The 15,642-nt window shown below is 36.0% G+C and carries 1 pseudogene (cut by a window edge); it reads left to right on the plus strand.

Annotation, left to right across the window (positions count from 1 at the left end):
- Positions 1-15,642: pseudogene (ebh, locus tag IDG45_RS03815) on the plus strand (hyperosmolarity resistance protein Ebh); it runs 16,233 nt beyond the window's last position.

Below are 15,642 nucleotides of genomic sequence, written 5' to 3' on the forward strand. Positions count from 1 at the left end.
GTGAATTATCGTGATAAAATTCAAAAGTTTAGTATTCGTAAATATACAGTTGGTACATTTTCAACTGTCATTGCGACATTGGTATTTTTAGGATTCAATACATCACAAGCACATGCTGCTGAAACAAATCAACCAGCAAGCGTGGTTAAACAGAAACAACAAAGTAATAATGAACAGACTGAGAATCGAGAATCTCAAGCACAAAATTCTCAAAATTCACAAAATGGTCAATCATTATCTGCTACTCATGAAAATGAGCAACCAAATATTAGTCAAGCTAATTTAGTAGATCAAAAAGTAGCGCAATCAACTACTACTAATGATGAACAACCAGCATCTCAAAATGTAAATACAAAGAAAGATTCGGCAACGGCTGCGACAACACAACCAGATAAAGAAGAAATTAAGCATAAACAAAACGAAAGTCAATCTGCTAATAAAAATGGAAACGACAGTAGAGCGGCTCATGTAGAAAATCATGAAGCAAATGTAGTAACAGCTTCAGATTCATCTGATAATGGTAACGTACAACATGACCGAAATGAATTACAAGCATTTTTTGATGCAAATTATCATGATTATCGCTTTATTGACCGTGAAAATGCAGATTCTGGCACATTTAACTATGTAAAAGGCATTTTTGACAAGATTAATACGTTATTAGGTAGTAATGATCCAATTAACAATAAAGACTTGCAACTTGCATACAAAGAATTGGAACAAGCTGTTGCTTTAATTCGTACAATGCCTCAACGTCAACAAACTAGCCGTCGATCAAATAGAATTCAAACGCGTTCGGTTGAGTCAAGAGCTGCAGAGCCTAGATCAGTATCAGACTATCAAAATGCAAACTCATCATATTATGTTGAAAATGCTAATGATGGTTCGGGCTATCCTGTTGGTACATATATCAATGCTTCTAGTAAAGGGGCGCCATATAATTTACCAACTACACCATGGAATACATTGAAGGCCTCTGACTCAAAGGAAATTGCTCTTATGACAGCGAAACAAACTGGAGATGGCTACCAATGGGTTATTAAGTTTAATAAAGGACATGCTCCACATCAAAATATGATTTTCTGGTTTGCATTACCAGCAGACCAAGTGCCAGTAGGAAGAACTGACTTTGTAACAGTTAATTCAGATGGAACAAATGTACAATGGAGTCATGGAGCAGGAGCAGGTGCAAATAAACCACTTCAACAAATGTGGGAATATGGAGTAAATGATCCTGATCGTTCACATGACTTTAAAATAAGAAATAGAAGTGGCCAAGTAATATATGACTGGCCAACTGTCCATATTTATTCTTTAGAAGATTTATCTAGAGCGAGTGATTATTTTAGTGAAGCTGGAGCGACACCTGCTACTAAAGCTTTTGGTAGACAAAATTTTGAATATATTAATGGTCAAAAACCTGCTGAATCACCGGGTGTTCCTAAAGTTTATACTTTCATCGGTCAAGGTGATGCAAGTTATACAATTTCATTTAAAACACAAGGTCCAACTGTTAATAAATTGTATTATGCAGCAGGTGGGCGTGCTTTAGAGTACAATCAATTATTTATGTACAGTCAACTATACGTCGAATCAACGCAAGACCATCAACAACGTCTTAATGGTTTAAGACAAGTGGTTAATCGTACTTATCGCATTGGTACAACTAAACGAGTAGAAGTGAGTCAAGGAAATGTACAAACAAAAAAGGTATTAGAAAGTACGAACCTAAATATAGATGATTTTGTTGATGATCCATTAAGTTATGTTAAGACGCCGAGTAATAAAGTGTTAGGATTTTATTCGACTAATGCAAACACTAATGCTTTTAGACCGGGTGGAGCCCAACAATTAAATGAATATCAATTAAGTCAATTATTTACTGATCAAAAATTACAAGAAGCAGCAAGAACTAGAAACCCAATAAGATTAATGATTGGTTTCGACTATCCTGATGCTTATGGTAACAGTGAAACTTTAGTTCCTGTTAACTTAACGGTATTACCTGAAATCCAACATAATATTAAATTCTTTAAAAATGACGATACTCAAAATATTGCTGAAAAACCATTTTCAAAACAAGCTGGGCATCCAGTTTTCTATGTATATGCAGGTAACCAAGGGAATGCTTCCGTGAATTTAGGTGGTAGCGTAACATCTATTCAACCATTACGTATTAATTTAACAAGTAATGAGAATTTTACAGATAAAGATTGGCAAATTACAGGTATTCCGCGTACATTACACATTGAAAACTCGACAAATAGAACTAATAATGCTAGAGAACGTAACATTGAACTTGTTGGTAATTTATTACCAGGGGATTACTTTGGTACGATACGTTTTGGACGTAAAGAACAATTATTCGAAATTCGTGTTAAACCACATACACCAACAATTACAACGACAGCTGAGCAATTAAGAGGTACAGCATTACAAAAAGTACCTGTTAATATTTCTGGAATACCGTTGGATCCATCAGCATTGGTTTATTTAGTTGCGCCAACAAATCAAACTACGAATGGTGGTAGTGAGGCAGATCAAATACCATCTGGTTATACGATACTTGCGACTGGTACACCTGATGGGGTCCATAACACAATTACTATACAACCAAAAGATTACGTAGTATTTATACCACCAGTAGGTAAACAAATTAGAGCAGTAGTTTATTATAATAAAGTAGTTGCATCTAATATGAGTAATGCTGTTACTATTTTGCCAGATGACATTCCACCAACAATCAATAATCCTGTTGGAATAAATGCCAAATACTATCGAGGCGACGAAGTCAACTTTACAATGGGTGTCTCTGATAGACATTCTGGATTAAAAAGTACAACTATTACGACATTGCCAAGTGGTTGGACATCAAATTTAACTAAATCCGACAACAAAAACGGCTCATTATCAATTACTGGTAGAGTGAATATGAATCAGGCATTTAACAGTGATATTACATTTAAAGTGTCAGCGACAGATAATGTCAATAATACGACAAATGATAGTCAATCTAAACATGTGTCAATTCATGTAGGTAAAATTAGTGAAGATGCTCATCCGATTGTATTAGGAAATACTGAGAAAGTTGTAGTAGTCAATCCGACTGCTGTATCTAATGATGAAAAGCAAAGAATAATTACTGCCTTTATGAATAAAAACCAAAATATAAGAGGATATTTAGCATCAACTGATCCAGTAACAGTCGATAATAATGGTAATGTCACATTACATTACCGTGATGGCTCATCAACAACGCTTGAAGCTACAAATGTGATGACATACGAACCAATTGTGAAGCCTGAATATCAGACTACTAATGCACCTAAAACAGCAACGGTAACGATTGCTAAAGGACAATCATTTAGTATTGGTGATATTAAACAATATTTTACTTTAAGTAATGGACAACCTATTCCAATTGGCACATTTACAAATATTACATCTGATAGAACTATTCCAACTGCACAAGAAGTTAGTCAAATGAATGCAGGTACGCAGTTATATCATATAGTTGCTTCAAATGCATATCATAAAGACACTGAAGATTTCTATATTAGTTTAAAAATCGTTGATGTGAAACAACCTGAAGGCGATCAACGTGTATATCGTACGTCAACATATGATTTAACTACTGATGAAATCTCAAAAGTAAAACAAGCTTTTATTAATGCAAATAGAGATGTAATTACTCTTGCCGAAGGTGATATTTCAGTTACAAATACATCTAATGGTGCTAATGTAAGTACTATTACAGTAAATATTAATAAAGGTCGATTAACGAAATCATTCTCGTCAAACCTAGCTAATATGAATTTCTTGCGTTGGGTTAATTTCCCACAAGATTATACAGTAACATGGACGAATGCAAAAATTGCAAACAGACCAACAGATGGCGGTTTATCATGGTCCGATGACCATAAATCTTTAATTTATCGTTATGATGCTACATTAGGCACACAAATTACAACTAATGATATTTTAACGATGCTAAAAGCGACTACTACAGTGCCTGGTTTGCGTAATAATATTACTGGTAATGAAAAAGCACAAGCAGAAGCAGGTGGAAGACCAAACTATAGAACAACTGGTTATTCACAAGCAAATGCATCATCTGATGGCCAAAGACAATATACGTTGAATGGTCAAGTGATTCAAATATTAGACATCATCAACCCTTCAAACGGTTATGGTGGGCAACCTGTTACAAATTCAAATACTCGTGCAAACCATAGTAACGCAACTGTTGTTAACGTAAACGAACCGGCAGCTAATGGTGCTGGCGCATTTACAATTGACCACGTTGTAAAAAGTAATTCTACACATAATGCAAGTGATGCAGTTTATAAAGCACAGTTATACTTAACGCCATATGGGCCAAAACAATATGTTGAACATTTAAATCAAAATACGGGAAATACTACTGATGCTATTAACATTTATTTTGTACCAAGTGATTTAGTGAATCCAACAATTTCAGTAGGTAATTACACTAATCATCAAGTGTTCTCAGGTGAAACATTTACAAACACTATTACAGCGAATGATAACTTTGGTGTGCAATCGGTAACTGTACCAACTACATCACAAATTACAGGTACTGTTGATAATAACCATCAACATGTTTCAGCAACAGCACCAAATGTGACATCAGCAACTAGTAAGACAATCAATTTATTAGCAACTGATACAAGTGGTAATACAGCTACAACTTCATTCAATGTAACAGTGAAACCTTTGCGTGATAAATATCGAGTTGGTACTTCATCAACGGCTGCTAATCCTGTGAGAATTGCCAATATTTCGAATAATGCGACAGTATCACAAGCTGATCAAACGGCAATTATTAATTCATTGACGTTTACAAGTAATGCACCAAATAGAAACTATGCAACAGCAAGCGCAAATGAAATCACTAGTAAAACAGTTAGTAATGTCAGTCGTACTGGAAATAATGCCAATGTCACAGTAACTGTTACTTATCAAGACGGAACAACATCAACAGTGACTGTACCTGTAAAGCATGTCATTCCAGAAATCGTTGCACATTCGCATTACACTGTACAAGGCCAAGACTTCCCAGCAGGTAATGGTTCTAGTGCATCAGATTACTTTAAGTTATCTAATGGTAGTGCCATTCCAGATGCAACTATTACATGGGTAAGTGGACAAGCGCCAAATAAAGATAATACACTTATTGGTGAAGATATAACAGTAACTGCAAATATCTTAATTGATGGCGAAACAACGCCGATTACGAAAACAGCAACATATAAAGTAGTAAGAACTGTACCGAAACATGTCTTTGAAACAGCCAGAGGTGTTTTATACCCAGGTGTTTCAGATATGTATGATGCGAAACAATATGTTAAGCCAGTAAATAATTCTTGGTCGACAAATGCGCAACATATGAATTTCCAATTTGTTGGAACATATGGTCCTAACAAAGATGTTGTAGGAATATCTACTCGTCTTATTAGAGTGACATATGATAATAGACAAACAGAAGATTTAACTATTTTATCTAAAGTTAAGCCGGATCCACCGAGAATTGACGCAAACTCTGTGACATACAAAGCGGGTCTTACAAACCAAGAAATTAAAGTTAATAACGTATTAAATAACTCGTCAGTAAAATTATTTAAAGCAGATAATACACCATTAAATGTCACAAATATTACTCATGGTAGTGGTTTTAGTTCTGTTGTGACAGTAAGTGACGCGTTACCAAATGACGGAATTAAAGCAAAATCTTCAATTTCAATGAACAATGTGACATATACGACGCAAGACGAACATGGTCAAGTTGTTACAGTAACAAGAAATGAATCTGTTGATTCAAATGACAGTGCAACAGTAACAGTGACACCACAATTACAAGCAACTTCTGAAGGAGCTGTATTTATTAAAGGTGGAGACGGTTTTGATTTCGGTCATGTAGAACGATTTATTCAAAATCCGCCACATGGAGCAACGGTTGCATGGCATGATAGTCCAGATACATGGAAGAATACAGTCGGCAACACTCATAAAACTGCGGTTGTAACATTACCAAATGGTCAAGGTACGCGTAATGTAGAAGTACCTGTCAAAGTTTATCCAGTTGCTAATGCTAAGGCGCCATCACGTGATGTGAAAGGTCAAAATTTGACTAATGGAACGGATGCGATAAACTACATTACATTTGATCCAAATACAAACACAAATGGTATCACTGCAGCATGGGCAAATAGACAACAACCAAATAACCAACAAGCAGGTGTTCAACACTTGAATGTCGATGTAACTTATCCAGGTATTTCAGCTGCAAAACGTGTACCTGTTACTGTTAATGTATATCAATTTGAATTCCCTCAAACTTCTTATACAACAACAGTTGGTGGCACTTTAGCAAGTGGTACGCAAGCATCAGGATATGCACATATGCAAAACGCTAATGGTTTACCAACAGATGGATTTACGTATAAATGGAATAATGCAGCAACGGGTACAAACGATGCAAACTGGGCAGCAATGAATAAACCGAATGCGGCTAAAGTCGTTAATGCAAAATATGATGTCATCTATAATGGACATACATTTGCAACATCTCTACCAGCCAAGTTTGTAGTAAAAGATGTGCAACCAGCGAAACCAACCATTACTGAATCGGCAGCAGGAGCAATTACGATTACACCTGGGGCAAACCAAACAGTGAATACATATGCCGGTAACGTAACGACGTATGCTGATAAATTAGTTATTAAACGTAATGGTAATGTTGTGACGACATTTACACGTCGCAATAATACGAGTCCATGGGTGAAAGAAGCATCTGCAGCAACTGTAGCAGGTATTGCTGGAACTAATAATGGTATTACTGTTGCAGCTGGTACTTTCAATCCTGCTGATACAATTCAAGTTGTTGCAACACAAGGTAGTGGTGAAACAATCAGTGATGAGCAACGTAGTGATGATTTCACAGTTGTCGCACCACAACCGAACCATGCGAATACTAAGATATGGCAAAATGGTCATATTGATATCACGCCTAATAATCCATCAGGGCATTTAATTAATCCAACTCAAGCAATGGATATTGCTTATACTGAAAAAATGGGTAATGGTGCAGAACATAGTAAGACAATTAATGTTGTTCGTGGTCAAAATAATCAATGGACAATCGCCAATAAGCCTGACTATGTAACGTTAGATCCACAAACTGGTAAAGTGACATTCAATGCCAATACTATCAAGCCAAATTCAGTAATTACCATTACACCGAAAGCAGGTACAGGTCACTCAGCAAGTAGTAATCCAAGTACATTAACTGCACCGGCAACTCATACTGTCAACACAACTGAAATTGTAAAAGATTATGGTTCTAATGTAACAGCAGCTGAAATTAACAATGCAGCTCAAGTTGCTAGTAAACGTACTGCAACGATTAAAAATGGCACAGCAATGCCTACTAATTTAGCTGGTGGTAGCACAACGACGATTCCTGTGACAGTAACTTACAATGATGGCAGTAGTGAAGAAGTACAAGAGTCCATTTTCACAAAAGCGGATAAACGTGAGTTAATCACAGCTAAAAATCATTTAGATGATCCAGTGAGTACAGATGGTAAAAAGCCAGGTACAATTACGCAGTACAATAATGCAATTCATAATGCGCAACAACAAATCAATACTGCGAAAACAGAAGCGCAACAAGTTATTAATAATGATCGTGCAACACCGCAACAAGTGAACGCAGCATTATCTAAAGTTCAAGCTGCACAAACTAAGATAAATGAAGCTAAAGCATTACTTCAAAATAAAGAAGATAATAGCCAATTAGTAACATCTAAAAATAACTTACAAAGTTCTGTGAACCAAGTTCCATCAACTGCTGGTATGACGCAACAAAGTATTGATAACTATAATGCGAAGAAGCGTGAAGCAGAAACTGAAATAACTGCAGCACAACGTGTTATAGACAATGGAGATGCAACTGCACAACAAATTTCAGATGAAAAACATCGTGTCGATAACGCATTAACAGCATTAAACCAAGCGAAACATGATTTAACTGCAGATACACATGCCTTAGAGCAAGCAGTGCAACAATTGAATCGCACAGGTACAACGACTGGTAAGAAACCAGCAAGTATTACTGCGTATAATAATTCGATTCGTGCACTTCAAAGTGACTTAACAAGTGCTAAAAATAGTGCCAATGCTATCATTCAGAAGCCAATAAGAACAGTGCAAGAGGTACAATCTGCATTAACAAATGTAAATCGTGTAAATGAGCGATTAACGCAAGCTATTAATCAATTAGTACCTTTAGCTGATAATAGTGCTTTAAGAACAGCTAAGACGAAACTTGATGAAGAAATCAATAAATCAGTAACTACTGATGGTATGACACAATCATCAATCCAAGCATATCAAAATGCTAAACGTGCGGGTCAAACAGAATCAACAAATGCACAAAATGTTATTAACAATGGTGATGCGACAGATCAACAAATTGCCGCAGAAAAAGCTAAAGTAGAAGAAAAATATAATAGCTTAAAACAAGCAATTGCTGGATTAACACCAGACTTGGCACCATTACAAGCTGCGAAAACTCAGTTGCAAAATGATATTGATCAGCCAACGAGTACGACTGGTATGACAAGCGCATCTGTTGCTACATTTAATGAAAAACTTTCAGCAGCTAGAACTAAAATTCAAGAAATTGATCGCGTACTGGCATCTCATCCAAATGTTGCAACGATTCGTCAAAACGTGACAGCAGCGAATGCTGCTAAGACAGCACTGGATCGAGCACGTAATGGCTTAACAGTCGATAAAGCGCCTTTAGAAAATGCGAAAAATCAACTACAACATAGTATTGACACGCAAACAAGTACAACTGGTATGACACAAGACTCTGTAAATGCTTATAATGCGAAGTTAACGGCTGCACGTAATAAGGTTCAACAAATCAATCAAGTATTAGCAGGTTCACCTACAGTAGATCAAATTAATACAAATACGACTGCAGCAAATCAAGCGAAATCTGATTTGGATCATGCACGTCAAGCTTTAACACCAGATAAAGCGCCGCTTCAAAATGCGAAAACGCAATTAGAACAAAGCATTAATCAACCAACGGATACAACAGGTATGACGACCGCTTCGTTAAATGCGTACAACCAAAAATTACAAGCAGCGCGTCAAAAGTTAACTGAAATTAATCAAGTGTTGAATGGCAATCCAACGGTCCAAAATATCAATGATAAAGTGGCAGAGGCAAACCAAGCTAAGGATCAATTAAATACAGCACGTCAAGGTTTAACATTAGATAGACAGCCAGCTTTAACAACGTTACATGGTGCATCTAACTTAAACCAAGCACAACAAAATAATTTCACGCAACAAATTAACGCTGCACCAAATCATGCTGCGCTTGAAACAATTAAGTCTAACATTACAGCTTTAAATAATGCGATGACTAAGCTAAAAGAAAGTGTTGCGGATAATAATACAATTAAATCAGGTCAAAATTACACTGACGCAACAACGGCTAATAAACAAGCGTATGATAATGCAGTTAATGCGGCTAAAGGTGTCATTGGAGAAACGACTAATCCAACGATGGATGTTAACACAGTGAACCAAAAAGCAGAAACAGTGAAATCTACAAAAGGCGCTTTAGATGGTCAACAAAACTTACAACGTGCGAAAACAGAAGTAACAAATGCGATTACGCATGCAAGTGATTTAAACCAAGCGCAAAAGAATGCATTAACACAACAAGTAAATAGTGCACAAAATGTACAAGCAGTAAATGATATTAAACAAACGACTCAAAGCTTAAATACTGCTATGACAGGTTTAAAACGTGGCGTTGCTAATCATAACCAAGTCGTACAAAGTGATAATTATGTCAACGCAGATACTAATAAGAAAAATGATTACAACAATGCATACAACCATGCGAATGACATTATTAACGGTAATGCACAACATCCAGTTATAACACCAAGTGATGTTAACAATGCTTTATCAAATGTCACAAGTAAAGAACATGCTTTGAATGGTGAAGCTAAGCTAAATGCTGCGAAGCAAGAAGCGAACACTGCATTAGGACATTTAAATAACTTGAATAATGCACAACGTCAAAATTTACAATCGCAAATTAATGGTGCGCATCAAATTGAAGCAGTTAATACGATTAAACAAAATGCAACAAACTTAAATAGTGCAATGGGTAACTTAAGACAAGCTGTTGCAGATAAAGAGCAAGTAAAACGTACAGAAGATTATGCGGATGCAGATACCGCTAAACAAAACGCATATAACAGTGCAGTTTCAAGTGCTGAAACAATCATTAATCAATCAACAAATCCAACGATGTCTGTTAATGATGTTAACAGTGCAACTTCAGCTGTTACTACTAATAAAAATGCATTAAATGGTGATGAAAAATTAGCACAATCTAAAACAGATGCTGTAAGAGCAATTGATGCATTACCACATTTAAATAATGCACAAAAAGCAGATGTTAAATCTAAAATTAATGCTGCATCAAATATTGCTGGCGTAAATACTATTAAACAACAAGGTACAGATTTAAATACAGCAATGGGTAACTTGCAAGGTGCGATCAATGATGAACAAACGACGCTTAATAGTCAAAATTATCAAGATGCGACACCAAGTAAGAAAACAGCATACACAAATGCGGTACAAGCTGCGAAAGATATTTTAAATAAATTAAATGGTCAAAATAAAACGAAAGATCAAGTTGCTGAAGCGATGAATCAAGTGAATTCTGCTAAAAATAACTTAGATGGTACGCGTTTATTAGATCAAGCGAAGCAAACAGCGAAACAGCAGTTAAATAATATGACGCATTTAACAACTGCACAAAAAACGAATTTAACAAACCAAATTAATAGTGGTACGACTGTCGCTGGTGTTCATACGGTTCAATCAAATGCCAACACATTAGATCAAGCGATGAATACGTTAAGACAAAGTATTGCCAACAAAGATGCGACTAAAGCAAGTGAAGATTACGTAGATGCTAATAATGATAAGCAAACAGCATATAACAACGCAGTAGCTGCTGCCGAAACGATTATTAATGCGAACAGTAATCCAGAAATGAATCCAAGTACGATTACACAAAAAGCAGATCAAGTGAATAGTTCTAAAACGGCACTTAACGGTGATGAAAACTTAGCTGCTGCAAAACAAAATGCGAAAACATACTTAAACACATTGACAAGTATTACAGATGCTCAAAAGAACAATTTGATTAGTCAAATTACTAGTGCGACAAGAGTTAGTGGTGTTGATACTGTAAAACAAAATGCGCAACATCTAGACCAAGCTATGGCTAGCTTGCAAAGTGGTATTAACAACGAATCTCAAGTGAAATCATCCGAGAAATATCGTGATGCCGATACAAATAAACAACAAGAGTATGATAATGCTATTACTGCAGCGAAAGCGATTTTAAATAAACCGACAGGTCCAAACACTGCGCAAAATGCAGTTGAGGCAGCGTTGCAACGTGTGAATACTGCGAAAAATGCATTGAATGGTGATGCAAAATTAATTGCAGCTCAAAACGCAGCGAAACAACATCTAGGTACTTTAACGCATATCACTACAGCACAACGCAATGATTTAACAAATCAAATTTCACAAGCTACAAACTTAGCTGGTGTTGAATCTGTTAAGCAAAGTGCGAATAGTTTAGATGGTGCAATGGGTAACTTACAAACGGCTATCAACGATAAATCTGGAACATTAGCGAGCCAAAACTTCTTGGATGCTGATGAGCAAAAACGTAATGCTTACAATCAAGCTGTATCAAATGCCGAAACAATTTTAAATAAACAAACTGGACCGAATACAGCGAAAACTGCAGTCGAACAAGCACTTAATAATGTTAATAGTGCGAAACATGCATTAAATGGTACGCAAAACTTAAATAATGCGAAACAAGCAGCGATTACAGCAATCAATGGATCATCTGATTTAAATCAAAAACAAAAAGATGCATTAAAAGCACAAGCTAATGGTGCTCAACGCGTTTCTAATGCACAAGATGTACAGCGCAATGCGACTGAACTGAACACGGCAATGGGCACATTAAAACATGCCATCGCAGATAAGACGAATACGTTAGCAAGCAGTAAATATGTTAACGCCGATAGCACTAAACAAAATGCTTACACAACTAAAGTTACCAATGCTGAACATATTATTAGCGGTACGCCAACGGTTGTTACGACACCTTCAGAAGTAACAGCTGCAGCTAATCAAGTAAACAGCGCGAAACAAGAATTAAATGGTGACGAAAGATTACGTGTTGCAAAACAAAACGCCAATACTGCTATAGATGCATTAACGCAATTAAATACACCTCAAAAAGCTAAATTAAAAGAACAAGTGGGACAAGCCAATAGATTAGAAGACGTACAATCTGTTCAAACAAATGGACAAGCATTGAACAATGCAATGAAAGGCTTAAGAGATAGTATTGCTAACGAAACAACAGTCAAAGCAAGTCAAAACTATACAGACGCAAGTCCGAATAACCAATCAACATACAATAGCGCTGTGTCAAATGCGAAAGGTATTATTAATCAAACTAATAATCCGACTATGGATACTAGTGCGATTACCCAAGCTACAACACAAGTGAATAATGCTAAAAATGGTTTAAACGGTGCTGAAAACTTAAGAAATGCACAAAACACTACTAAGCAAAACTTAAATACGTTATCACACTTAACAAATAACCAAAAATCTGCAATCTCATCACAAATTGATCGTGCAGGTCATGTGAGTGAGGTAACAGCTGCTAAAAATGCAGCAACTGAGTTGAATACGCAAATGGGTAACTTGGAACAAGCTATCCATGATCAAAACACAGTTAAACAAGGTGTTAACTTCATTGATGCAGATAAAGCTAAACGTGATGCGTATACAAATGCGGTAAGCAGAGCAGAAACAATTCTGAACAAAACACAAGGTGCAAATACGTCTAAACAAGATGTTGAAGCGGCTATTCAAAATGTTACAAGTGCTAAAAATGCATTGAATGGTAATCAAAACGTTACAAATGCGAAGAATACAGCTAAACATGCATTAAATAACTTAACGTCAATTAATAATGCTCAAAAACGTGACTTAACAACTAAAATTGATCAAGCAACAACAGTAGCTGGTGTTGAAGCGGTATCTAATACAGGTACACAATTGAATACAGCGATGGCTAACTTGCAAAATGGTATTAATGATAAAGCGAATACTTTAGCGAGCGAAAACTATCATGATGCTGATTCAGATAAGAAAACTGCTTATACTCAAGCCGTTACGAACGCAGAAAATATTTTAAATAAAAATAGTGGATCAAATTTAGATAAAGCTGCCGTTGAAAACGCGTTGTCACAAGTGACAAATGCGAAAGGTGCCCTAAATGGTAACCATAATTTAGAGCAAGCTAAATCAAATGCAAACACTACTATAAACGGACTTCAACATTTAACAACTGCACAAAAAGATAAATTGAAACAACAAGTGCAACAAGCACAAAATGTTGCAGGTGTAGATACTGTTAAATCAAGTGCCAACACATTAAATGGTGCTATGGGTACGTTAAGAAATAGCATTCAAGATAATGCAGCTACGAAAAATGGCCAAAACTATCTTGATGCTACAGAACGTAACAAAACAAACTATAACAATGCTGTTGATAGTGCTAATGGTGTCATTAATGCAACAAGCAATCCAAATATGGATGCTAATGCAATTAACCAAATCGCTACACAAGTGACATCAACGAAAAATGCATTAGATGGTACACATAATTTAACGCAAGCGAAACAAACAGCAACAAATGCCATCGATGGTGCTACTAACTTAAATAAAGCACAAAAAGATGCGTTAAAAGCACAAGTTACAAGTGCGCAACGTGTTGCAAATGTAACAAGTATCCAACAAACTGCAAATGAACTTAATACAGCTATGGGTCAATTACAACATGGTATTGATGATGAAAACGCAACAAAACAAACTCAAAAATATCGTGACGCTGAACAAAGTAAGAAAACTGCTTATGATTAAGCTGTAGCTGCTGCGAAAGCAATTTTAAATAAACAAACTGGTTCAAATTCAGATAAAGCAGCAGTTGACCGTGCATTACAACAAGTAACAAGTACGAAAGATGCATTGAATGGTGATGCGAAACTAGCAGAAGCGAAAGCGGCAGCTAAACAAAACTTAGGTACTTTAAACCATATTACAAATGCACAACGTACTGCGTTAGAAGGTCAAATCAATCAAGCGACGACTGTTGATGGCGTTAATACTGTGAAAACAAATGCCAATACATTAGACGGCGCAATGAATAGCTTGCAAGGTTCAATCAATGATAAAGATGCGACATTAAGAAATCAAAATTATCTTGATGCAGATGAATCAAAACGTAACGCATATACTCAAGCTGTCACAGCAGCTGAAGGCATTTTAAATAAACAAACTGGTGGTAACACATCTAAAGCAGACGTTGATAATGCATTAAATGCAGTTACAAGAGCGAAAGCGGCTTTAAATGGTGCTGAAAACTTAAGAAATACGAAAACTTCAGCAACAAATACGATTAATGGGTTACCAAACTTAACACAATTACAAAAAGACAACTTGAAGCATCAAGTTGAACAAGCGCAAAATGTAGCTGGTGTAAATGGTGTTAAAGATAAAGGTAATACGTTAAATACTGACATGGGTGCATTACGTACAAGTATCCAAAATGATAATACGACGAAAACAAGTCAAAATTATCTTGATGCATCTGATAGCAACAAAAATAATTATAATACTGCTGTAAATAATGCAAATGGTGTTATTAATGCAACAAACAATCCAAATATGGATGCTAATGCGATTAATGGCATGGCAAATCAAGTTAATACAACAAAAGCAGCGTTAAATGGTGCACAAAACTTAGCTCAAGCTAAAACAAATGCGACGAACACAATTAACAACGCACATGACTTAAACCAAAAACAAAAAGATGCATTAAAAACACAAGTTAACAATGCACAACGTGTATCTGATGCAAATAACGTTCAGCATACAGCTACTGAATTGAACGGTGCGATGACAGCACTTAAAGCAGCTATTGCTGATAAAGAAAGAACAAAAGCAAGCGGTAATTATGTCAATGCTGATCAAGAAAAACGTCAAGCGTATGATTCAAAAGTGACTAACGCTGAAAATATCATTAATGGTACACCGAATGCGACATTAACAGCCAATGACGTAAATAGTGCGACTTCACAAGTCAATGCGGCTAAAACAGCATTAAATGGCGATAACAACTTACGTGTTGCAAAAGAAAATGCAAATAATACAATTGATGGCTTAGCACAATTGAATAATGCACAAAAAGCAAAATTAAAAGAACAAGTTCAAAGTGCAACTACATTAGATGGTGTTCAAACTGTTAAAAATAGTTCTCAAACGTTGAATACAGCGATGAAAGGCTTAAGAGATAGTATTGCGAATGAAGCAACAATTAAAGCAGGTCAAAACTACACTGACGCAAGTCCAAATAATCGTAACGAGTACGACAGTGCAGTTACTGCAGCAAAAGCAATCATTAAT

It is taken from the genome of Staphylococcus sp. EG-SA-10 (genome assembly GCF_017151945.1).
Taxonomy (GTDB): Bacteria; Bacillota; Bacilli; order Staphylococcales; family Staphylococcaceae; genus Staphylococcus; species Staphylococcus aureus.